The sequence below is a fragment of the Aquabacterium sp. A7-Y genome (genome assembly GCF_026153205.1).
Taxonomy (GTDB): Bacteria; Pseudomonadota; Gammaproteobacteria; order Burkholderiales; family Burkholderiaceae_C; genus Caldimonas.
On sequence record NZ_JAPFBW010000006.1, the window covers coordinates 91470 to 114252 of the forward strand.

The following is a 22783-nucleotide window of genomic DNA, read 5'->3' on the forward strand; positions in this document are numbered from 1 at the left end:
ATGCGCGTCTCCGACATCGAGCCGTTTTTCGCCACGCTGAAGGCGGCCAATCCCCAGCCCAATACCGAGCTCGAATACACCAGCGTGTTCGAGCTGCTGACCGCCGTGCTGCTGTCGGCCCAGGCCACCGACGTGGGCGTCAACAAGGCCACGCGCCGGCTCTTCCCCGTCGCCAACACGCCGCAGAAGATCCTGGCGCTGGGCAATGACGGCCTGTGCGAGTACATCAAGACCATCGGGCTCTACCGCAGCAAGGCCAAACACCTGCTGGAGACCTGCCGCCTGCTGGTCGAACGGCATGGCGGCCAGGTGCCGCGCACGCGCGAGGAACTCGAAGCCCTGCCCGGCGTCGGCCGCAAGACCGCCAACGTGGTGCTCAACGTCGCCTTCGGCGAACCGACGATGGCGGTGGACACCCACATCTTCCGCGTCAGCAACCGCACCGGCCTGGCCCCCGGCCAGAACCCGCTGCAGGTCGAGCTGGCGCTGCTCAGGCGCGTGCCGCCGGCCTACCTGGTCGACGCACACCACTGGCTGATCCTGCACGGGCGTTATGTCTGCGTGGCCCGCAAGCCGCTCTGCTACAAGTGCGCCGTCGCGTCCTATTGCGACTTCAAGCCGAAGACGCCGCCGCCAGCGTGAAGCGCCGCAGCGCGCCGTAGCGCGGCGCCGGCGGCCAGTCGGCAGCGCGCTGCGGCACGCCGCTGCCCGCGGCCACACCGGCCACGGTGTTGATCCAACCGCCGTGGCCGACGATCAACACGACCTCCTGGTCGCCGCACTCGCGCAACACCTCGTCCAGGAAGCACCGGCAGCGCTCGAACAAGGCCTCCAGCGGCTCACCGCCACCGGGCGCAAAACGCGCGAAGTCCTCGCACCAGGCCTGTACCTCCGCGGCAGCGACATCGGCCCAGGCACGCCCCTCCCAGGCACCGAAGTCCAGCTCCGCGAGGCGCGCGTCGCGCCGATGCCGCCAGCCCCAGCGCCGCAGCCAGCGCCCGACCGCCACGCCGCGCTCCAGCGGCGAGGTCCACACCTCCCGGGGCCAGCGCTGTCGCCGCGCCTCGGCGCGCACGCGGTGCGCCAGCCGTTTGGCCTTGCGGGCATCGACCTGCAGGTCGGTCACGCCGATGCAGCGACCCGCGGCGCCGCGCGGCGCCGGATGGCGCCAGATCACGCACTCCATCGCCAGGCCGCGAGGATCACCAGATAGACGCCCAGCTCGGCGAGCTGCTGGGCGGCGCCCAGGCAGTCGCCGGTGTAGCCACCGAGCCGGCGCGCGAACCAGCGCCGTGTCGCAAGTCCCGCCCCCGCGCAGGCCAGCAGCGCCGCGCCACTGCTCTGCGCCGGCAAGCCGGCGAGCACGGCCAGCACGCCAAAACAGGCGGCCCAGGCCAGCGTGACCAGCCAGCCCGCGGTCGACAGACGCCGCGACAAGGGCTTGGCCTTGGCCGAGGCCAGGTCGCCGGCATAGGGCAGCCAGCGGATCAGACTCACCGCCACCGTGCGGGAGGCCGCGTGCGCGAGTGGCAAGGCCACGACGGCCAGGCCGACCGGCAGTGCCGCCAGGCTGGCCCACTTCAAGCCCAGCATCAGCACCAGCCCCATCGCGCCGTAGGCGCCGATGCGCGAGTCCTTCATGATCTCCAGCGCCCGCTCCCGCACAGCACTGCCCCCCAAACCATCGCAGGTGTCGGCCCAGCCGTCCTCGTGGAAGCCGCCGGTCAGCCACAGCGTCGCCGCCATGCTCAGTCCTGCGGCGACCGGCGCGCCGAACAGCGGCGCGGTCGCCGCGAGGACCGCCGCGCCCGCCATGCCGACCAGCCCGCCGATGAGCGGAAAGTGTCGCGCGCTGGCGTGCAGCCAGTCCGCCTCGTAGCCCAGCCAGCGCAACAGCGGCGGCGGCAAGGGCACGCGCGTCAGGAACTGCCAGCCCACCAGCAGCAAGCGCAGCTCATGCACCAGAAGGCTCATCGCGGCCCACGGTCGGCCACACCGGCCGACTCGAAGCTGGCCATTTCCTCGAGCAGGCGCACCGCCGACACCAGCAGCGGCCAAGCCAGCGCCGCGCCGGAGCCTTCACCCAAACGCAGTTGCAGGTCCAGCAGTGGCGCGGCGCCGAGATGCTGCAGCAGGGCCCGGTGGCCGCGCTCGCCGGAGCAATGCGCGAACACGCAGTAGTCGAGCACGGCCGGCGCGAGCGCGCAGGCGACCAGCACGGCGGCCGTGGTGATGAAACCATCCACCACCACGACGCGCCGCTCGTGCGCGGCCTGCAAAGTGGCACCGACCATCATCGCAATCTCGAAGCCGCCGAGCGCCGCCAGCGCCGCCAGCGGCTCGCGCGCCGCTTCGTTGACCTGCAGCGTGCGCTCCAGCACGTCCCGCTTGCGGGCCAGCGCCTGATCGTCCAGACCGGTGCCGCGGCCGACGCAGTCGGCGACCGGCAGGCCGCACAGCCGCGCCATCAGCAGCGAGGCGCTGGAGGTATTGGCGATGCCCATTTCGCCGAGCAGCAGCACCCCGCCCGGCAGCTCGCGCACCGACGCCATGCCGGCCCGCAAGGCGGCCTCGCACTGCGCGGCGCTCATCGCCGGTCCGCGGCTCGCGTCGCGGGTGCCGGGGGCGACCTTGCGCAGCTGCAGCCCGGCACGCGGCGCGAAGTCGTGCGCGACGCCGGCGTCCACCACCGTCACCGCGATGCCATGCTGGCGCGCCAGCACGCTGACGGCCGCCCCGCCCGCCAGGAAGTTCTCGACCATCTGCCAGGTGACCTCGCTCGGATAGGCCGACACGCCCTGCGCGGCGAGGCCGTGGTCGCCCGCATAGACGACCAGTTGCGGCGCGTTCAGGCGCGGCGACTGCGAGCGCTGCACCAGGCCGACCTGCAGCGCCAAGCTCTCGAGGCGGCCCAGCGACCCCAGCGGCTTGGTCTTGCGGTCGAGGCGGTGCTGCAGGCGGGCCACCAGCGCCGCGTCGGCCGTGGGCGCCACGTGCGGCAGGAAGTCGTGGTTGGCATTCATCGCTGGCGCTCCTGGTAGGTTGGTGCCGGCTTCACCTGCAAGGGAATGCCGGCGACGGTCAGCGTCACCTGGCCGGCGAGCGCGGCAATGCGCTGGTGCAGGCGGCCCAGGGCATCGACCGCCGCGCGGGCTTCGCGCCCCAGCGGCATCACGCCCCAGCCCACCTCGTTGGAGACCAGCAGCACCGGCCCCCGGGCCGCGTCCAAGGCCTGGAGCAGCGCTTCGATCGCCGGGGTCGGGTCCTGGGCCGGCACGCCGGGCGGCGGGCACAGCAGCTGGCTCAGCCACAGGGTCAGGCAGTCGACCAGCACGCAGCGCCCCGGCAGCGCGTGTTGACGCAAGGCCTCGGCCAGTGCCTCAGCCCGGGGCGGCAGCTCGATGCTGCGCCAGTCGGCGGGACGGCTCTCGCGATGCCGGGCGATGCGCTCGCGCATCTCCTCGTCGCCGGGCCAGGCGGTCGCGATGTAGACCACCTCCGCGCCCTGCGCCTGCAGCGCCGCGGCCTGCTGCTCCGCATGGCGGCTCTTGCCGGAGCGCGCGCCCCCCAGGATCAGATGCACTGACGACGTCAAACGCCCTCCCTCGCGGTGCCCCCGGACGCGGGGGCCAGCGCGGGATTGTAGAAGGGCGCGCGTGGCCGCCGAGCGCCGGCCTCCCCCGTGAGGGGGAGTCGGGGCGGCGTTCGCGCCCCCTTCGTCGGAGCAAGCGGCGGCTCTACAATGGCCGCAGAGGAAGTCCCGACCCCATGTCACAGACCGAAGAACTCGCGGATCGCGTCGAACGCCTGCTGATGCGCTACGACGAACTCAAGCGCACCAACGCCCTGCTCGAGCAGCAGCTCGAGAGCGTGACCGCCGAGCGGGACAGCCTGCGCTCGCGCCTGAGCGCGGCCCGTCAGCGTATCGACGCCCTGCTCGAACGCCTGCCCGACGCGGTCGGCCCGGCACCCGGGAGCGAGAAAGACCGGTGATGAAGCAGATCGAAGTGACCATCATGGGTCAAAGCTATATCCTCGGCTGCGCCGAAGGCGGCGAGTCCGCCCTGCTGGAAGCCGTCAACCACGTGGACCGCGAGATGTGTTCGATCCGCGACGCCGGCAAAGTCAAGGCGCGCGAGCGCATTGCGGTGCTGGCGGCGCTCAACCTCGCCTTCGAACTGGCCCAGCGTCCACCCTCGGCCGCGCCCCCGCGCAGCGCCCCCATCTCGGCCGCACCCGCCGGTGCAAGCACAGATGTCGAGGCGCTGGTACGTCGCATCGACGAAGCCCTAGGACAAGACGGGCAACTGATCTGAGGCTGCGGGCCAGGCTTAGAATGATTTCGTCCGTCGCGTTCGCGGGAGTTTTATATTTCCTTGAACCGATGCTCTTTGAGCAAGGGCTTGGAACATCGTCTTGCTGGTGCGATCGTCTCGCGTCAGATGAACCCGAAGCTTGACTGACCTCGCCCACCTGAATCCCCTGGGTTCAGGAATGCGGCTCTCGGTTCGTGGCGGACACCTTCTACCCCATGCCTCCCCAGTTCTGGTTGATGAAAAGCGAGCCCGACGAGTGCTCGATCGACGATCTCGCGGAGGCTCCCGGCCAACGCCTGCCCTGGACCGGCGTGCGCAACTACCAGGCGCGCAACTTCATGCGCGACGCGATGCGCATCGGTGACGGCGTGCTTTTCTACCACTCCTCCTGCCCGCAGCCCGGCGTCGCCGGGCTGGCCCGCGTGGCCTCGGCGGCCTATCCCGACGCCACCCAGTTCGACCCGCAGAGCGCCTACTTCGACCCGGCCTCGAAGCCCGACGCGCCGCGCTGGCTGCACGTGGACGTGCGCTTCGAGCGCAAGACCCGGCTGCTGAGCCTGAAGGAACTGCGCGCCGACCCCGCGCTCGCCGGCATGCAGCTGCTCAGACCCGGCAACCGGCTGTCGATCACGCCGGTGAGCGCCGAGGAATGGACGCACATCCTGTCCTTGTTGGAGATTTCTTGAATATCGAATGGTTGTTGTTCGTGGTCGAGCTGCTGGTGCTCGGCACGTTCACCGGCTTCCTGGCCGGACTGCTCGGCATCGGCGGCGGCATGCTGCTGGTGCCTTTCCTGACCTTGATCCTCTCGCAACGCGGCGTGCCGGCGGACCTGTCGGTCAAGATGGCCATCGCAACCTCGATGGCGACCATCCTGTTCACTTCCATTTCCAGCGTGCGGGCGCATCACCGACGCGGCGCGGTGCGCTGGGGCCTGGTGGGCGGCCTGGCGCCCGGCATCGTGGTGGGCGGCCTGATCGCGGGGGCCGGCGTGTTCGCGCTGCTCAAGGGACAGTCGCTGGCGCTGATCTTCGCCGCCTTCGTCGGCTTCTCGGCCACCCAGATGCTGCTCGACCGCAAGCCCGCGCCGAGCCGGCAGATGCCGGGACCCGGAGGGCGGCTGGTCGCGGGCAGCGGCATCGGCTTCGTCTCGGGCCTGGTGGGCGCGGGCGGCGGATTCATCTCCGTGCCCTTCATGACCTGGTGCAACGTGCCCATCCACAACGCCGTCGCGACCAGCGCGGCGCTCGGCTTTCCGATCGCGCTGGCCAACGTGGCCGGCTACCTGATCGGGGGCTGGAACGTGGACGCGCCGCTGCCGGGCTCGCTCGGTTATCTCTACCTGCCGGCACTCGCCGTGATCGCCACCGCGAGCGTGCTGTCCGCGCCGCTCGGCGCACGCGCCGCCCATGCGCTGAACGTGCGCCAGCTCAAGCGCGTCTTTGCCGGCATGCTCTACCTGCTGGCCGGCTACATGCTCTACAAGGGCCTGGCCTGAGGCTCAGACGGGAGGCGCGGCCGGCCCGAAGGGAATGGCCGCCAGCATCACGCAGTTGCTGCCGCGCCGTTTCGCCTCTTCCAGGGCCGCATCGGCGCTGCGCAGCAGGCCCTCCCGATCGTAGGCCGTGTGAGGGAAGCTGGCGACGCCCATCGACACGGTGAAATGCAGTTCGGCGCCTTCGAGCATCACGAGCTGCGCCTCGCACTGGCGGCGCACGCTTTCCATGCGGGAATGCGCGGTCGCCAGCCCTACGCCTGAGAGCACCACCGCAAAGCGGTCCTCGCCGAGGCGGCAGGGCGCGTCCATCACCCGCGTGTTGCTGCGCAGCAGCCGGCCCAGGGCCTGCAGGGTGCGCTCGGCGGCCTCGCGGCCGTGCTGGCTCGTCAGCGCCGCATAAGCGTCCACCTGCACCGAGACCAGCGCGAACTCCCGGTGCTCGCGCATCGACAGGTCGATCTCGCGGTGCAGTTGCTCCTCGAAGTGGCGCCGGTTGTAGACGCCGGTGACCGGGTCGCGCACCGACTGGTCGCGCAGCTCCTGGCGCAGCTCCTCGTTCTGGCGCTGCTGCGCCTCCAGCTGGTCGAGCGCCAGGCGCAGCTGCGCCTGGGCGCGGCGCTGTTCGCTCACCTCGGTCCAGACGCCGCACAAGCAGCGGTCCGACGCATCAGGTCCGTGCTGTACCGGCAGCCGCAGCGCCAGCAGCTCCAACGGCGCGCCGCCCGGCAGGCCGGGCAACTTGTCGTCGCGGTACGAAGGGTTGATCTGGCCCATCGCCGTCTGGTCGGCCGCCTTCAGCGGCGCCGCCCACTCCGGCGGCAGCAACTCGTCATCGCTGCGCCCCAGCAGCTCGGCCGGCTCGCGTCCCAGCAGGCGCGCGGTGGCCGGATTGGCCCAGACATAACGGCCCTCGCCGTCCTTGGCCCAGACGCCGCACTGGCTGTGCTCGGTGGCTGCCAGCAACACGGCCGTCAAGGCCTGCGGGGGGAGACCGGGGGCCTGAGTCAGAGGCAGAAAAGGCGCGGCGGGCGCGCTGGCGGAGTGAGGCGACTGTTCCATGGGCTTGTGCTGTCCATTGTCCACCCAAGCGCCTGAACTTGCGCTGGCAGGGCCACCCCAGCCCCCTCGTTCGAGGCCCGTCGGAAGCGAGAAATATTGCCGGAAACCGGCCACCTCAGCGCGTCAGGGCCTGGATGCTGCGTTCATAACGTTCGGTGAGGCGGTCGAACAGCTCCAGCAGGGCTTCGCTCGCCGCGGCGAGCGCCAGCCGCCCCTCGGCCTGGCCGGCCTGCCGCACGCCGCCCAGCAGGTCCTGCCAGTTGCGCCCGGCGGCCTCGAGCAGCGCCCGGATGTCCGGGGTCGTCAGCGGCGCCGCATTGAGCCAGCCGAGCGACTGCTCGAACTGCTGCACCGTCTCGCGCGCCCGGGCGCGCGCCGCCTCGCCGGCCTCGCCGTCGAGCGCCTGGCCCAGCAGCGCCTGCTTGGCCAGCCGTTGCGACAGCATGCGCTGGCGTCCGCAGACATTGATGATGTGCAAGGTGTTCAGGTGTCCGGCGTTCTCCAGCACGCCGGTCAGACGCTCCGCCCCCGACAGCAGGCGCTCGGCCAGCGCATCGAGCGCACCAAGCTGCGCCGGGACGGCCGGTGCCGAGAGCCGCTGCTTGAGCTCCTGCCAGACGCTCTGCACGGCCTCCAGCAGGTCGCCGAAGGTGGCCTTCGAGAGCTCGCGGCCCAGAGCCTGCAGGTTGGACTCGACACGCGTGCAGGACTCGGCCAGCAGCGCCCTCGAGCCCTGCGTCTCGGTGCCGGTGGCCTGCAGCGCGTACAGCTTCACCGCCCGCTGCGAGAGCATGCGCAGCTGCCCGGCCCGGTTGACGCCCTCGGCATAACGGGCGACGTCGATGAGCTGGCGCGACACCTGGCCCACACGCAGGTTGTCGCGCATCGAAACGGTGCGCAGGACCCGGAAGGCCTCGTCCTCGGACACCTGAGTGGCACGCATCAGGATGCCCTTGGCCCGGTCCACCAGCTTGCGCTCCTCGAAGCGGTGCGTGACGTCCTCGAGCGCGGCCTTGAGCTGCTGCTCGCGATGGAAGCGCGCCCGGGCCAGTTGCAGCAGCGGCCGCAGCCGCGCGGCCGCATAGCCGTCAACCACCCAGGCGCTCACACCGGCTTCGAGCGCACGCTCCATGCGCTCGGCATCGCAGTCGCTGGTGAAGACGAGCACCGGCAGCGGCGCTGTAGCGGCCAGCAGCGCGAGCGTCTCCAGCATCATGTCGTCGGGCGCGGGCTCGAGCCACACCAGCAGGTCCGGCGCATGACGCACCGCTTCCCGCACCACATTGCGGCGGTCCACTGCACCAAGCACGTGAATGCCCGCCCCATCCAGGTCGGCTCTCAACGCGGCCACCCCCGCCTCCTCCGCGCACACCAACAGCACCGACGTCATCACCCAGCTCGTTTTTTGTTGAGATGTGCAGGGCAATGCAAGGAGCACGCCACCGGGCACCAGCCGGGTGCCCAAGTTTTGGCACAGGCCTTGCTTTTGATTCCGCCGGGTGTGATGACGCACCCGGGCCGGACTCAGCACCGCCGGTCATGTGCACAGCGCCGTGCGCAGCCATGTGCCTCCATCGCCCCGCCCCAGGCGGGACCTGCTTCCTGGAGAGCATCATGCGCCGTTCCCCCACCCCGGGCTTCCTGCCCACCTGCGTTGGCTGCGTCGATCCGTCGACCGGCCTGCAGCCCTGTGCGCGCCAAGGCGCGCCCGTCCTCGGGCGTCGCTGAGCGTCCCGCCCCCCAGCCCCCACCGTCCGGAGTTGCCCCATGGCAGGCTACAAAAGCTTCCTCAATGCTGGCCACTGGCCGACGCTGTTCGCCTCCTTCCTTTACTTCGACTTCTGCTTCGCCATCTGGGTACTCAACGGTGCGATGGGCCCCTTCATCGGCGAAAGCTTCAACCTCACCGCGGCACAGAAGGGTTTCATGGTCTCGGTGCCCATCCTGGCCGGTGCGCTGATGCGCTTTCCGCTGGGCGTGCTGGCGCAGTACATCGGCCGCAAGAACGCCGCGATGGTCGAGATGGGACTGATCGTCGCCGCGCTGTCCTTCGGCTACCTCTTCGTCGACAGCTATGACGAAGTGCTCGCGATGGGCGTGTTGCTGGGCATCGCCGGCGCGAGCTTCGGCGTCGCGCTCTCGCTGGGCTCGGGCTGGTACCCGCCGCGCTACAAGGGCCTGGCGATGGGCCTGGCCGGTGCCGGCAACTCGGGCACCGTGCTGGCCGTGCTGTTCGCGCCGCCGCTGGCCAGCAAGTTCGGCTGGCAGGCGGTCTACGGCATGGCGGCTTTCACGATGCTGCTGCCGATGGCGGTGATGTGGTTCGCCGCCAAGGAGCCGCCCGATCGCGAGCACCAGACCTTCCGCGAACACATCTCCTGCCTGTTCGAGAAGGACGGCTGGGCCTTCAGCCTGATCTATGTCGTGACCTTCGGCGGTTTCATCGGCCTGGCCAGCTTCCTGCCCACCTACTTCTACGACCAGTTCAAGGTCACCAAGATCGAGGCCGGCCAGCTGACCATGCTCGCGACCTTGATGGGATCGGCCGTGCGCGTCGTGGGCGGCTACCTCTCCGACCGCATCGGCGGCGTCAACACGCTGACGGTGGTGCTGCTGGTGGTGGCCGCGAGCCTGGTGCTGTGCGGCCTGAGCGGCAGCTCGCTGGCCGGCACCACGCTGCTTTTCATGCTCTGCTTCGCTGCCCTGGGCGCGGGCAACGGCGCGCTGTTCCAGCTGGTGCCGCTGCGCTGGCCACTGACCACCGCGGTCGCCGGCTCGATGATCGGCGAGGTCGGCGCGCTGGGCGGCGGCCTGATCCCCAATGCGATGGGACTGTCGCGCCAGCATGCCGGCACCTACCTCTGGGGTTTCGTCGGCTTCGCGGTGCTGGCGCTGAGCATGCTGCTGATGCTGCGTGTGGTGCAGATCCGCTGGACCCGCACCTGGGCCGAAAAAGGCGGCCGGGCCCGCCCGGCGGTCCAGGCCGCGCATCCCGGGGACGCTGGCGCCGGGACGCCGGAGGACTTCGGCCGCGCCCGACTCACCCCCAGCGCCGAGTGAGAGCGCCGTGGCCGGCCTGGACTTCCCGCTCCTGCTGCTGCCCCTGCCCCGCGCCTCAACGCGGCAGGAACAGCAGCCACACGACCAGCAGGACGTTGAAGAGCAGCGACAGGCCCAGCGCGATCTTCCACAAGGCAGCGGGGTCGCGTGCCATCAGCGGCGTGGCCCCGGGCGCCGGCAGCGGGCGCGAGGCGCCACGCTCCAGCGCGAGGGCGAACTCCTCGGCGGTCTCGAAACGCTGCGACTTGTCGCGCGCCACCGCTTTCAGCACGATGTGGTCCAACCAGATCGGCACATCCGGGCGGATGCGCGAGGGGGCACGCGGGTCCTGGCGGAAACGCCCGATCTGGTAGGGCTCGATCTCGCCATAGGGCAGGCGGCCGGTGAGCCAGCGGTAGAGCGTGGCCCCCAGCGCGTAGAGGTCGCTCTGCGCGTCGGCCGGCTCGGCGTCGCTGCCGTCGGTACCATGGCCTGGCCACTGCTCGGGGTTCATGTAGCTCGGCGTGCCGGCGTGCAGCAGGCGCTGCGCGCGCGGCTCGCGCCCCGAGACCGCGACACCCAGGTCCAGCACACGCCACTCGCCGTCCTCGCCGAGGTGCAGGTTGGAGGGCTTGATGTCGCGGTGGATCACGCCCAGGCGGTGCAGACGTCCGAGCGCCCGTACGATGCTCAAGGCGCCGGCCAGCACCTCGCCCACGTCGAAGCGGCGACCCGCCGCGAGCAGTTGCTCCAGGGTCTGGCCGGCATGCCAGTCGAACAGGATGTAGAAGGCGCTCGGCTCGGGCTGCTCGCGCACGCGCACCAGGCCGCGCGCATCGCGGCCGGCGACGCGGCTGCCCAGCCAGGCCTCGTGCGCCAGCATCTCGCGCTCCTCGGCGTCGCCGGCGCGCGACTCGTGCAGGGTCTTGAGCGCGACCAGCTCGCCCTCGGCGTTGCGCGCCTGGTAGAGCCGGTGCACGCCGTCGTCGCCGACCAGCGCGGTGATGACGTGACCGTCGAGCCGGTCGCCCACCTTCAGCCTGGGCGGCACGCGCAGCTGGCGTCCTCGGAGCAGCTGGTCCTCCAGGCGGGTCTCGCCCAGGCCGGTCACGCGCATCACCAGCGCGGTGGCGTTGTCCTCCGCACCCGCGGCGAGCGCCGCCTGCACCAGCGCCTGCGCGGCCTCGCGCGCGTCGCCCTGGCGTGCCAGTTCACGCAGCCGGCGGCGCGGCAGCGTCCGGTGCACGCCGTCGGTGCTCAGCACGAAAACGTCGCCGGGCTGCAACTCGCCCTGCAGGTAGTCGACCCGCACCGCATCGTCGAGTCCCAGCGCCCGCGTCAGACGGTGGCGCTGGTCGGGATGGTCGAAGCCGTGGTCCTGGGTCAGCTGCACGCAGTCGCCGCCGCGCAGCAGCCAGGCGCGCGTGTCACCCACATGCGCCACCGTGTAGCCGTGGCCGCGCAGCACCAGCGCGGTCAGCGTGCACATCGCCACGGCGCTGCCGCGACGCCGGTTGTGGTCGGCCAGCCAGGCGTTGTGTGCGCCGATCAGGCGGTCCAGCGCGACGCTGGTGTCCCAGGTGTCGGGCGTCGCGTGGTAGTCGCGCACCACGCACAGCACCGCGGTCTGGGCCGCTTCGGCGCCCTCCCCGCCGGCGGAGACACCGTCGGCCACGGCAGCGATCCAGCCGTGCGCCTCCTCGTGGCGCGCGGGCTGCACCACCGCGGCGTAATCCTCGTTGCGCGGCCGCGGACCCCGCGCGCTGCAATGCCCGACCTCGACCTCGAGACCCATGTGGTTCCTGACTTCGATGGCGCCACCTCGGCACCGGCCGGCATTGTCGGCCCTCGGCCGCGGCGCGCCAACATCCGGCGCCTCAGCGCCCCGCACGCCCCCCCGGCCCGCCCCGACGCGGGCCTTGGCACCCTTTTCGCTTGAAACGTCGACGCAAGCCTTGGAGTGAGACCATGAGGAAGATGAAACTGGTGATGGTAGGCAACGGCATGGCCGGCGTGCGCACCCTCGAAGAACTGCTGAAGATCGCTCCCGACCTCTACGAGATCACCGTCTTCGGCGCCGAGCCCCATCCCAACTACAACCGCATCCTGCTGTCACCGGTGCTGGCCGGCGAACAGACCCTGGACGAGATCGTGCTCAACCCGCTGGCGTGGTATGCCGAGCACGGCATCAAGCTGCATCTGGGCAAGAAGGTGGTCGACATCGACCGGCGCCGGCGTATCGTCACCGCCGAGGACGGCACCACCGCAGAATACGACCGCCTGCTGCTGGCCACCGGCTCCAACCCCTTCATCCTGCCGGTGCCCGGCAAGGACCTGGACGGCGTGATCGCCTACCGCGACATCCAGGACACCAACACGATGATCGAGGCCGCGCAGCGCTACAAGCACGCGGTGGTGATCGGCGGCGGCCTGCTGGGCCTGGAAGCGGCCAACGGGCTGATGCTGCGCGGCATGCAGGTCAGCGTGGTGCACATCATGCCGTGGCTGATGGAGCGCCAGCTCGACGACGTCGCGGGCAAGCTGCTGCAGAAGTCGCTCGAAGAGCGCGGCCTGAAGTTCATGATCGGCGCCCAGACGGCGGCCTTGATCGGCGACCAGGACGGCGGCAAGGCCGGCCGCGTGATGGCGGTGCAGTTCAAGGACGGCCAGGAAGTGCCGGCCGACCTGGTGGTCATGGCCGCCGGCATCCGGCCCAACACGACGCTGGCGGAGAAGATCGGCCTGCACTGCAACCGCGGCATCGTCGTCACCGACACCCTGCAGACCATCACCGACGCCCGTATCTACGCGGTCGGCGAGTGCGCCGCGCACCGCGGCATCGCCTATGGCCTGGTGGCTCCGCTGTTCGAGCAGGGCCGGGTCTGCGCGACCCACCTGGCCGAGTTCGGCATCGGCCGCTATACCGGCTCGCAGGTCTCGACCAAGCTGAAGGTCACCGGCATCGATCTGTTCTCGGCCGGCGACTTCATGGGTGGCGAAGGCACCGAGGAGATCGTGATGAGCGATCCCTACGGCGGCGTCTACAAGAAGCTGGTGCTCAAGGACGACCAGCTGATCGGCGCCTGCCTGTACGGCGACACCGTGGACGGCAGCTGGTACTTCCAGCTGCTGCGCGAAGGCCGCAAGATCGGCGACCTCCGCGACAAGCTGATGTTCGGCGAATCCAACCTGGGGGTGGCCGGCCACGAGGGCCAGAACAAGGCCGCCAGCATGGCCGACGACGCCGAGGTGTGCGGCTGCAACGGCATCACCAAGGGCACCATCTGCAAGGCCATCAAGGAGAAGGGCCTGTTCACGCTCGACGAGGTGCGCAAGCACACCAAGGCAAGCGCCTCCTGCGGTTCCTGCACCGGCCTGGTCGAGCAGATCCTGATGTTCACCGCGGGCGGGGACTACTCCTCCACGCCGAAAAAGAAGGCCGTGTGCGGCTGCACCGACCACAGCCATGCCGAGGTGCGCCAGGCGATCCGCGAGCACAAGCTGGTCAGCATCGCGAGCGTCTTCAACTTCCTCGAGTGGCGCACCCCCAACGGCTGCTCGACCTGCCGGCCGGCCGTCAACTACTACCTGATCTCGACCTGGCCGAAGGAGGCCAAGGACGACCCGCAATCGCGTTTCATCAACGAACGCTCGCACGCCAACATCCAGAAGGACGGCACCTACTCGGTGATCCCGCGCATGTGGGGCGGCGAAACCACCGCGGCCGAGCTGCGCCGCATCGCCGACGTGGTGGACAAGTACAAGATCCCCACCGTCAAGGTCACCGGCGGCCAGCGCATCGACCTGCTGGGCGTGAAGAAGGAAGACCTGGTCAACGTGTGGAAGGACATCGGCATGCCCTCGGGCCATGCCTATGCCAAGGCGCTGCGCACCGTGAAGACCTGCGTCGGCAGCGAATGGTGCCGCTTCGGCACCCAGGACAGCACCCAGATGGGCAAGGACCTGGAGCGCGCGCTGTGGCGCATGTATGCACCGCACAAGGTCAAGCTGGCGGTCAGCGGCTGCCCGCGCAACTGCGCCGAGTCGGGCATCAAGGACGTCGGGGTGATCGGCGTCGACTCCGGCTGGGAGCTCTACATCGGCGGCAACGGCGGCATCAAGACCGAGGCCGGCGAGTTTTTCGTCAAGGTCAAGACGGCCGAGGAGGTGCTGGAGTACAGCGGCGCCTTCCTGCAGCTCTACCGCGAGGAAGGCTGGTACCTGGAGCGCACCGTGCACTACCTGCACCGCGTCGGCATGGAGCACATCAAGAAGGCGGTGCTGGAAGACGCCGCCAACCGCAAGGCGCTCTGGGAGCGGCTGCAGTTCGCCCTCGACGGTGAGCCCGATCCCTGGTTCGAGTTCGACGAGGCCGGGGTGGACACCCGCCAGTTCGAGCCGCTGACGGTCTGAAGCCGTTCCACCCGGCCCGTCGACGATCACCACAACGGCAGGCGCCCCGCGGACGCCTGCCCCCCACGGAGTTCCCCATGAGCCAATGGAAAGCCATCTGCCGCGTCGAAGACATCCCCGTGCTGGGCGCGCGCCGCGTCGCCCGCCCCGGCGGGTGCGACGTCGCCGTCTTCCGCAGCCAGTCCGACAAGATCTTCGCGCTGCTCGACCGCTGCCCCCACAAGGGCGGCCCGTTGTCGCAGGGCATCGTGTTCGGCGAGAGCGTCGCCTGCCCGCTGCACAACTGGACCATCAAGCTCGACGACGGCTGCGCCCAGGCACCGGACGAAGGCTGCACGCAGAAGTTCAGCGTGCGGGTCGAGAGCGGCCAGGTCTTTCTCGACCTCGACGAGCTGAACACGCTGGCGCTCGACGACGCCCAGGCGCAAGCGGCCGCCCTCATCCGCCGCGTTGCCGCCTGAGGCGGTGTCCCCCAACGGAAGGTTCCCCATGAAGGAAACGCGCTCCACTTGCCCGTATTGCGGCGTGGGCTGCGGCGTCATCATCGAGTCGCAAGGCCCGCAGATCACCGGGGTGCGCGGCGACCCCGCGCACCCGGCCAACTTCGGCCGGCTCTGCACCAAGGGCAGCACGCTGCACCTCAGCGCCGCCAGGCCGGTCGCCCTGCAAACCCGGCTGCTGCAGCCCCTGCGGCGCGAGCAGCGCGGCCAGGCGCCGCGCCCGCTGTCCTGGGACGCCGCGCTCGATGAGGCGGCCGACCGTTTCGCCGGCATCATCGAGCGGCACGGCCGCGATGCGGTGGGCTTCTACATCTCCGGCCAGCTGCTGACCGAGGACTACTATGTCTTCAACAAGCTGGCCAAGGGCCTGATCGGCACCAACAACGTCGACACCAACTCGCGCCTGTGCATGAGCAGCGCGGTGGCCGGCTACAAGCAGACCCTGGGCGCCGACGCGCCGCCCTGCAGCTATGAAGACGTCGACCATGCCGAGTTGATCTTCATCACCGGCGCCAACACCGCCTGGGCCCACCCCATCCTGTTCCGGCGCATCGAGGATGCGCGGCGCGCCCATCCCAAGCTGCGGCTCATCGTCGCCGACCCGCGCCGCACCGAGACCGCCGATGTCGCCGACCTGCACCTGCCGCTGCTGCCGGGCACCGACGTGGCGCTGTTCAACGGCCTGCTGCACCTGCTGCTGTGGGACGGCAGGATCGACCAGCGCTACATCGAGGCCCACACGAGCGGCTTCGAGGCGCTCAAGGCCACCGTGCGCGACTACACACCGAAGGAAGTGGCGCGCATCTGCGGCATCGAGGAGTCGGCGCTGCTGCAGGCGGCGCAGTGGTTCGGCGAATCGGCCGCGACGCTCTCGCTGTACTGTCAGGGCCTGAACCAGAGCAGCAGCGGCACCGCGAAAAATGCCGCCCTGGTCAACCTGCACCTCGCCACCGGCCAGATCGGCCGCCCTGGCGCCGGGCCTTTTTCGCTGACCGGTCAGCCCAACGCAATGGGCGGCCGCGAGGTCGGCGGCCTGGCCAACCTGCTGAGCGCGCACCGCGACCTCGCCAACCCGGCGCACCGCGCCGAGGTCGCGGCCCTGTGGGGCGTGACCGACGTGCCGGCAACGCCCGGCAAGACCGCGGTCGAGATGTTCGAGGCCGCCGCGGAGGGCGAGATCAAGGCCTTGTGGATCTCCTGCACCAACCCGGCGCAGTCGATGCCCGACCAGGCCACCGTGCGCCGCGCGCTGGAGCGTTGTGAATTTGTGGTGGTGCAGGAGGCCTTCGCCACCACCACCACCTGCGCTTATGCCGACCTGCTGCTGCCCGCCAGCAGCTGGGGCGAGAAGGACGGCACCGTCACCAACAGCGAACGCCGCATCAGCCGCGTCCGCCCTGCCGTGCCCCCGCCCGGCGAGGCCCGCCACGACTGGCAGGCGGTGGTCGATTTCGCGCGCCGCCTGGAGCGCCGCCTGCCGCAGCGCCTGAACGGCCGGGCCACGCTGTTCCCCTACGAGACCCCGGAGCAGGTGTGGCGCGAGCACCGGGAGAGCACCCGCGGCCGCGACCTCGACATCACCGGCCTGAGCTACACCCTGCTGGACCAGCAGGGGCCGCAGCAATGGCCGCTGCCGGAAGGCCAGTCGCGCGGCGCTGTGCGGCTCTACAGCGACGGCCGCTTCCCGACCGCCGACGGCCGCGCCCGCTTCGTCAACGTGAGCTACACCCCACCGGCCGAGCCGCGCGACGCGCGCTACCCCTTCAGCCTGACCACCGGGCGGCTGCGCGACCAGTGGCACGGCATGAGCCGCACCGGCAACCTGGGCCGCTTGTTCGGGCACGTGCCCGAGCCCGCGGTGCAACTGCACCCGCAGGACCTGTTGCGTCGCGGGCTGAAGGACGGCGACCTGGTCTACGTCACCTCACGGCGCGGCTCCATCGTGCTGCCGGTTCAAGGCAGCGAGCAGGTGGCGCCGGCCCAGGCCTTCATCGCGATGCACTGGGGCGAGGAGTTTCTCTCCGGCAGCACCAGCACCGGCGAACGGGCCCGCGGCATCAATGCCCTGACGACGCCGGCCTTCTGCCCGACCTCCAAGCAGCCCGAGCTCAAGCACACCGCGGTCAAGGTCCTGAAGGCCGAGCTGCCCTGGGCGCTGCTGGCGGCCGGCTGGCTGCCGCAGGAGCAGGCGCTGCGTGCCCGTGAGGAGCTGCGCGCGATGATGCGGCAGTTCCCCTTCGCCAGCTGCGTGCCCTTCGGCCGGGAGGACGGTGAGCAGGACCGCACCGGCCTGCTGTTCCGCGCGGCCGGCCACGAGGCACCGCCGAGCGAGGTGCTGAGCCGCATCGAGGGACTGCTCGGCCTGAGCGGCGCCGAGGTGCTGCGCTACAACGATGCGCGGCGCGGTCAACGGCGCGCAATGCGGCTGCTGCCCCACGGTGCCAAGGAGTCCCGCTTGCACGCCTTCGTGCTGGCCGGCGACATCAGCGCCGAGGCCTGGATCCGCACCCTGCTGCAGGACGAGCTGCCGGCGCAGGCCTATGGCCGGCTGCTGCTGGTACCGGGCGCCAAGGCGCCGGTGGCGGTGCAGGCGCGCGGGCGCCAGGTGTGCACCTGCTTCAACGTCTCGGAGGCTCAGATCGAATCGACGCTGGCGGGCTGCGAGGGCAACGCCGACGGCCGGCTGGCGCAGCTGCAGCAGCAGCTCAAGTGCGGCACCAACTGCGGCTCCTGCGTGCCCGAGTTGAAACGCCTGGTGCGCATGCAGCTCAGCGCCGCCTGAGTGCCGCGCAGGATGCCCTGCCCTGGGTGCGGGCGTCCCACTGGCCCGAGAATTGCGGAAACGACACCCGGGCCCGCCGCAGCGGCGGTGCACGCCACCCCTGAGGAGACCCATGAGCATTGCCAAGTACATCAAGGAGATCGGGCGCGGCAAGGAGGGGGCGCGCGCGCTCGACCGCGAGCAGGCCCACGACCTGATGTGCCAGGTGTTGGACGGCCAGGTGACCGACCTGGAGATCGGCGCCTTCGCGATCGCGATGCGCATCAAGGGCGAGTCGCTCGACGAACTGGCGGGCTTCCTCGCCGCGGTCACCGAGCGTTGCCTGCCGATCGAGTGCAAGCGCCCCACTCTGGTGCTTCCGTCCTACAACGGCGCGCGCCGCCTGCCCAATCTGACGCCGCTGCTGGCCCTGCTGCTGGCCCAGGAAGGAGTCCCCGTTCTGGTGCACGGCATGCCGGAGGATCCGGGCCGTGTCACCACCGCGGAGATCTTCCACGACCTGGGGCTGCCGCTGGCGCAGGACGCCGCCGGCATCCAGCAGGCCTGGCGGCGCCGCGAGCCGGTGTTCATCCGCACCGACCTGCTGTGCCCGCCGCTGGCCAAGCTGCTCGACGCGCGCCGGGTCATCGGGCTGCGCAACCCGGGCCACACGGTCGCCAAGCTGCTCGACCCCTGCAGCCCGGGCGCGGCGCTGCGGGTGGTCAACTACACCCATCCCGAATACGGCGCCGCCTTGACCCAGTTCCTGCAGCTCACCGAAGCCGATGCCCTGCTGATGCGGGGCACCGAGGGCGAGCCGGTGGCCGACCCGCGCCGCACACCCCGCATGGAGGTGTTCCTGCGCGGCGTGCCGCAGCCGGCCCTGAGCGTCGCGGCCCGCGAAGGCGTGCTGACCGAGATGCCCATCCTGCCGCGCCAGTGCGACGCGGCGACGACTGCGGTCTACATCCAGAGCGTGGTGAGCGGCGAGAAGCCCGCGCCGCCGGCCTTGCAGCAGCAGGTGGAATGCATCTTGCAATCCCTCGCGCGTCTGCCCATTGCCGCACCCGATCTCGATGAACGTTCTGCCTGACACCCCGTCCTCGCGCGCCGCCGCCCGTCCCACCGTGACCCTGGTGGGCGCCGGCCCCGGCGACCCCGAACTGCTGACCGTCAAGGCCATCAAGGCGATCCGGCAGGCCAGCGTGCTGCTGGTCGACGACCTGGTCGGCGAGGGCGTGCTGCGTTATGCCCGCCGCGGCACGCGCATGGTGCAGGTCGGCAAGCGCGGCGGTTGCGCCAGCACGCCCCAGGCTTTCATCGAGCGCCTGATGATCACCGAGGCCCTCAAGGGCGAACGGGTGGTGCGGCTCAAGGGCGGCGACCCCTTCGTCTTCGGCCGCGGCGGCGAGGAGCAGGAGCACCTGCGCGCCGCCGGCGTCCACGTGGAGGTGGTCAACGGCATCACCTCGGGCCTGGCCGCCGCCAGCGGGCTGGGTGCGCCACTCACCCACCGCGACCACGCGCACGGCGTGATTTTCGTCACCGGTCACGCCAAGGGCGAAACGGCCGAACTCGACTGGCCGCAGCTCGCGGCGACCGCCGCCCAGGGCTTCACGCTGGTCATCTACATGGGGGTATCGCAGGCGGCCCGGCTGGAAGCCGGCCTGCTGACGGCGCTGCCGGCCGACACGCCGCTGGCCATCGTGCAGCACGCCAGCCTGCCCCAGCAGCGCCACGCCCTCACCCGGCTCGGCGAGCTGCAGGCCACGCTGCGGGAGGAGGGCCTGGGCAGCCCCGCGATCATCATCGTGGGCGAGGTGCTGCGCGGACTCGCCGCGGCGCAGGCGGACAGCCGGCGCCCGAGCGCTGCAGCGGCCTGAGCGACATGCCCGCGGCCCCCTGCCGCTGCGGGCCGCGTGCTCTCAGGCGGCCCCCCGGCCCTGCCCTTGCGTGACCCGCTGCAGGGTCTCCTGGAGCGCGCGCAGGTCGAGCGGCTTGGGCAGGTAGGCGTCCATGCCGGCCTCCCGGCACAAACGCTCGTCGTCGTCGCTGACATAGGCGGTGGCGGCGACGATGGGGAAAGCCGGCAGCCGGCCGTCCTGCTGCCTCGCCCGCAGCTCGCGGGCGGTGTCCAGGCCGTCCATGCCCGGCAGCTGCAGATCCATCAGGACGACGTCCGGGGCGCTGGTCTCGCAGCTGCGGAAGGCTTCGTCCGCATTGATCGCGGACTCCGGCTGGAAGCCGAGGATGCGCAGCATCTCGAAGGCCAGCAGCCGGTTCACCGGGTTGTCGTCGACCACCAGCGCGCGCAGCCCCTCCTGGACCGGCGGCTCGCGCTCGCCGGCGCCCGGGCGGGCGGCGAGCGCGAGCCGCGCTCCCCGGGCGGTCAGCTCGAACAGCTCGCTCGGTCCGAGCGGCAGAAGCATCTCCCGCACCCGACCCTCGGCTTGCAGCGGCTGGTGCGGGCCGCCCAGCTCGTAGCCCAGCACCAGGTCGGCCTCGGGCAGGCGCGCGGCCAGCTGCTCCAGCTGCGACACGCCGATGCCGCCGGACTGCACGCCCAGCACCAGCGCAGGCATACGCACGCCGGTCTCGTCCAGCGCCGCGGAGGCGGCCGCCGCGGACGGGAAACGCCGCACCCGCCAGCCGAGCCGCTGCAGTTGCAGCGGCAGGGTCCCGAACGCCAGCGGGTGGTCGGCCACCAGCCAGGCCATGGCGCCCTGCGCGTCGCGCACGTCCTGATCGCTGACCGGCTCCAGATCGACGGGGTAGACGATCAGGACCAGGGTGCCTTCGTGCGGCTTGCTGGCCACCAGGAAAAACGCGCCGGTGTCCGGGCACAGCGCGCGCACGGTGCGCATCTGCGCAGGATCGTCGGGCGCCGGGCCCTCGCTCTCGATCGGCGCGCCGCGCGGCAACACCGCCGCCAGCGCCGCGGCGCCGAGCTGCAAGCCGGTGGCGGCAATCTGGGTCTCGGCGACCCAGACACCCGCCTCCTGCTCACGCACCTCGGTGGAGAACAGCAGGCACCCCGCCGGGGTCAGCTCGGCCGCCAGGTGCAGCAGGTGGTCGATGCGCTCGCTCAGGCGCTCGATCTCGGCATTGCAGCGGATGCGTGGACCCACGAAGTCGTTCAGCAGGACAAGGCCCTTCGCGGCCGCGATAGGCAACACGGAGCGGGCGCAGGCGGTGATCGCCTCGCAGACCGTCAACGGAGGGGAGGACATGGCAGGACCTCGGAAGGACAACGAAGCATCCCGCCACAGCGGCAAGGACCGTTCCCGCAGCCCTTCGTGCGGCCCCGGCTCAGTGCGGCGTGCGCCGCACGAAAAACAGCGCCGCGCCGACGGCCATCAGGACGCCGCCGAAAAACCGGTTCTGCCAGCGCCCGGCCCGCTCGCTGCGGAACCAGCGCTGCATGCGCGCGGCCAGCAGCGCGTAGCCGTGCATCACGGTCAGGTCGACCGCCGACATCGTTGCGCCGAGGATCAGCAGCTGCAGACCCAGCGGTCGGCTCGGGTCGATGAACTGCGGCAGCACCGCCACCATGAAAACGATGCCCTTGGGGTTGGTCGCATTGGTCAGCACCCCGCTCAGGAAACGCCGCCGCGCCGGCATCGGCGCCACCGCCTGGCCCCCCTGGGATGCGGCGGGCGAGCGCCACTGCTGGAGGCCGATCCAGATCAGGTACAGCGCGCCGACCACCTTGACCACCGAGAAGGCGGTTTCCGAGGCGATCAGCAGCGCGCCCAGCCCGGCCCCGGCCACCAGCAGCACCGCCATCAGCCCCGCCTGCAGCCCGAGGATGGTGATGCTGGCGCGCGCCATGCCATAGGACAGGCCATGGCTCATCGACAGCACGGCGCCCGAGCCGGGCGACAGGGCGATGGCCCAGGCCGCGAAAAAGAAGGTCCACCACGTCTCCAGGCTCATGCACTTTCTCCGAACAAGCGATTCACACGCCGCCTGCGAGGGCGCGCCGCGACCCCGCGGCCAACACTGCCGAGAACACCACGACGACAAACAGCGCCGCCGTCAAGGACGTGCCCTGCGCCAGCATGCCGATGAGGGGCGGCCCGGCCATGAAACCAAGGTAGCCGACCGAGGACACCGCGGCGATGCCGTGCGCCGGCGTCGTGCCCGGCACCCGGGCCGCCGCGCTGAACAGCACCGGCACGACGTTGCCCAGCCCGACGCCGACCAGCGCAAAGCCGATCAGCGCGACGATCTCGTGGCCCGACACCAGCACCACCGCCATCGACAGCGCCGCCAGCGCGGCGCTGCAGAACATCAGCGGGGCCGCCGCGAAACGCTCGCGCACCCGGTCGCCGGCGAAACGCGCGGCCGCCATCGCGCCCGAGAAGCTGGCATAGGCCAAGGCCGAGATGTCCTGCGGACTGCCCAGCTCCTTCTGCAGGTAAAGCACGCTCCAGTCATACATCGCGCCTTCGGCGATCAGGCCGAGCGCGGCCAGCACGCCGAGCAGCAGCAAGCTGCCGCGCGGCAGGCTGAAGCGGCTGGCTTTGGCCGGGCCGCCCTCGGGCGGGAGCATTTGCAGGCAGGCCAGGCCCATCGCGGCGGCGCTCAACAGCGCGGCGCCCACCAGGTGCGTCTGCGCGGCGACCTGCTGGCCCATCAGCAGGCTGCCCAGCCCGGCGCCAGCCATGCCGCCGAGGCTGAACAAGGCATGGAAGCCGCTCATCAGGGCGCGGCCCTCGCGCCGCTCCAGCTCGGACGCCTCGGCATTGATCGCGACGTCGAAGACGCTGCTCATCACGCCGAACAGCGCCATCACCCCCAGCAGCGCCGGGTAGCTCGGGAAGCTCAGCAGCAAGGCGATCGCCAGCGCGGAGCTGAGCCCGCAGACCGCGGCCAGCGCCTTGGGGCCGTACCGGCCGACCAGCCGGCCGGCCTGCGACAGCCCCAGCAGCGCGCCGATGCCGGCGGTCAGCATGGCGATGCCCAGCGCGCCCTCGCCGATCTCGTAGTGAGCACGCACCGTCGGCACGTGCACACCCCAAGTCGCGAACAGAAAGCCAGCGCAGAAAAACTGCGCCCGGGTGGCCCAGCGGGCGGCGCGCAGGGAAGGCGTCGAGCGGGCAAGGGACCCGCTGGCGGATTCGGTCATGGGGGGGGACTACCGGGTTGGGCGTGCCCGCCAGGCCGGGGCACGCGAAAGCGAGCCCCCCGATTC

At 71.0% G+C, this 22783-nt stretch carries 21 protein-coding genes; 11 read left to right on the forward strand and 10 right to left on the reverse strand.

The genetic code is table 11. The features are described from left to right. On the forward strand, positions 1–642 hold the full coding sequence (gene nth / locus OOT46_RS06780) for an endonuclease III (RefSeq protein WP_265402836.1): 642 nt from the start codon (positions 1–3) through the stop codon (positions 640–642). On the opposite strand, the gene OOT46_RS06785 is transcribed toward nth, so the two are convergent. Genes OOT46_RS06785 through cobU form a run of 4 tightly spaced genes read right to left on the reverse strand, consistent with a single transcriptional unit; the run spans position 614 to position 3595 of the window. Beyond that, entirely contained in the window at positions 614–1186 is a 573-nt protein-coding gene (locus OOT46_RS06785) for a histidine phosphatase family protein (RefSeq protein ID WP_265402837.1), read from the reverse strand. The genes nth and OOT46_RS06785 overlap by 29 nt on opposite strands. Beyond that, the gene (cobS, locus tag OOT46_RS06790; RefSeq protein WP_265402838.1) at positions 1174–1974 is read right to left on the reverse strand and encodes an adenosylcobinamide-GDP ribazoletransferase; all 801 of its coding nucleotides are present in this window, start codon (positions 1972–1974) and stop codon (positions 1174–1176) included. The genes OOT46_RS06785 and cobS overlap by 13 nt, the downstream gene beginning before the upstream one ends. Beyond that, entirely contained in the window at positions 1971–3023 is a 1053-nt protein-coding gene (gene cobT / locus OOT46_RS06795) for a nicotinate-nucleotide--dimethylbenzimidazole phosphoribosyltransferase (RefSeq protein WP_265402839.1), read from the reverse strand. Before cobT ends, cobS begins: the two co-directional genes overlap by 4 nt. Continuing rightward, complete coding sequence (cobU, locus tag OOT46_RS06800) at positions 3020–3595, reverse strand: bifunctional adenosylcobinamide kinase/adenosylcobinamide-phosphate guanylyltransferase (protein ID WP_265402840.1); 576 nt, start codon at positions 3593–3595, stop codon at positions 3020–3022. Before cobU ends, cobT begins: the two co-directional genes overlap by 4 nt. A 173-nt stretch (positions 3596–3768) precedes the next feature. Here cobU and zapB point away from each other — a divergent pair, with 173 nt between their 5' ends. From zapB to OOT46_RS06820, 4 genes are all read left to right on the forward strand, one after another. Then, positions 3769–3993, forward strand: coding sequence for a cell division protein ZapB (gene zapB, locus OOT46_RS06805; RefSeq protein WP_265402841.1), 225 nt, complete (start codon positions 3769–3771; stop codon positions 3991–3993). Then, positions 3993–4316: a cell division protein ZapA gene (locus OOT46_RS06810; RefSeq protein ID WP_265402842.1), complete on the forward strand. Its 324-nt coding sequence runs from the start codon at positions 3993–3995 to the stop codon at positions 4314–4316. Before zapB ends, OOT46_RS06810 begins: the two co-directional genes overlap by 1 nt. Positions 4317–4531: 215 nt before the next feature. Then, the gene (locus tag OOT46_RS06815) at positions 4532–5002 is read left to right on the forward strand and encodes an EVE domain-containing protein (RefSeq protein WP_265402843.1); all 471 of its coding nucleotides are present in this window, start codon (positions 4532–4534) and stop codon (positions 5000–5002) included. A gap of 2 nt (positions 5003–5004) precedes the next feature. Beyond that, positions 5005–5814: a sulfite exporter TauE/SafE family protein gene (locus OOT46_RS06820; protein ID WP_416136160.1), complete on the forward strand. Its 810-nt coding sequence runs from the start codon at positions 5005–5007 to the stop codon at positions 5812–5814. Positions 5815–5817: 3 nt separating this feature from the next. On the opposite strand, the gene OOT46_RS06825 is transcribed toward OOT46_RS06820, so the two are convergent. After that, positions 5818–6780 carry a sensor domain-containing diguanylate cyclase gene (locus OOT46_RS06825; protein ID WP_265402964.1) on the reverse strand — a complete coding sequence of 321 codons (963 nt, stop codon included), beginning with the start codon at positions 6778–6780 and terminating at the stop codon, positions 5818–5820. Positions 6781–6988: 208 nt separating this feature from the next. Next, entirely contained in the window at positions 6989–8263 is a 1275-nt protein-coding gene (locus OOT46_RS06830; protein ID WP_265402845.1) for a type IV pili methyl-accepting chemotaxis transducer N-terminal domain-containing protein, read from the reverse strand. Positions 8264–8640: 377 nt separating this feature from the next. Here OOT46_RS06830 and OOT46_RS06835 point away from each other — a divergent pair, with 377 nt between their 5' ends. After that, a complete protein-coding gene (locus tag OOT46_RS06835) occupies positions 8641–9933 on the forward strand; it encodes an MFS transporter (RefSeq protein ID WP_265402846.1) in 1293 nt (430 codons plus the stop codon). 55 nt (positions 9934–9988) lie between these two features. Here the strand turns inward: OOT46_RS06835 and OOT46_RS06840 are convergent, their stop codons facing one another. Then, complete coding sequence (locus tag OOT46_RS06840) at positions 9989–11707, reverse strand: bifunctional protein-serine/threonine kinase/phosphatase (RefSeq protein ID WP_265402847.1); 1719 nt, start codon at positions 11705–11707, stop codon at positions 9989–9991. Positions 11708–11880: 173 nt separating this feature from the next. Between OOT46_RS06840 and nirB the strand changes: the two genes are divergently transcribed. The 5 genes from nirB to cobA all read left to right on the forward strand — a co-directional run bounded on the left by nirB (position 11881) and on the right by cobA (position 19469). Then, positions 11881–14325, forward strand: a complete 2445-nt coding sequence (nirB, locus tag OOT46_RS06845; RefSeq protein ID WP_265402848.1) for a nitrite reductase large subunit NirB — start codon at positions 11881–11883, stop codon at positions 14323–14325. Positions 14326–14402: 77 nt separating this feature from the next. Next, complete coding sequence (nirD, locus tag OOT46_RS06850) at positions 14403–14786, forward strand: nitrite reductase small subunit NirD (RefSeq protein ID WP_265402849.1); 384 nt, start codon at positions 14403–14405, stop codon at positions 14784–14786. A 28-nt stretch (positions 14787–14814) separates the two neighbouring features. Further along, entirely contained in the window at positions 14815–17607 is a 2793-nt protein-coding gene (locus OOT46_RS06855; protein WP_265402850.1) for a nitrate reductase, read from the forward strand. Positions 17608–17719: 112 nt separating this feature from the next. Further along, complete coding sequence (gene ybiB, locus OOT46_RS06860; RefSeq protein ID WP_265402851.1) at positions 17720–18679, forward strand: DNA-binding protein YbiB; 960 nt, start codon at positions 17720–17722, stop codon at positions 18677–18679. Then, positions 18663–19469: a uroporphyrinogen-III C-methyltransferase gene (cobA, locus tag OOT46_RS06865; RefSeq protein WP_265402852.1), complete on the forward strand. Its 807-nt coding sequence runs from the start codon at positions 18663–18665 to the stop codon at positions 19467–19469. The genes ybiB and cobA overlap by 17 nt, the downstream gene beginning before the upstream one ends. A gap of 42 nt (positions 19470–19511) precedes the next feature. Here the strand turns inward: cobA and OOT46_RS06870 are convergent, their stop codons facing one another. From OOT46_RS06870 to OOT46_RS06880, 3 genes are all read right to left on the reverse strand, one after another. Then, positions 19512–20816 (reverse strand): response regulator, encoded by a 1305-nt coding sequence (locus OOT46_RS06870; RefSeq protein WP_265402853.1) that lies wholly within the window; start codon positions 20814–20816, stop codon positions 19512–19514. A gap of 79 nt (positions 20817–20895) precedes the next feature. Further along, a complete protein-coding gene (locus OOT46_RS06875) occupies positions 20896–21522 on the reverse strand; it encodes a LysE family transporter (RefSeq protein ID WP_265402854.1) in 627 nt (208 codons plus the stop codon). A gap of 22 nt (positions 21523–21544) precedes the next feature. Then, entirely contained in the window at positions 21545–22717 is a 1173-nt protein-coding gene (locus OOT46_RS06880) for an MFS transporter (RefSeq protein ID WP_265402855.1), read from the reverse strand. Between the last annotated feature and the right edge of the window lie 66 nt (positions 22718–22783).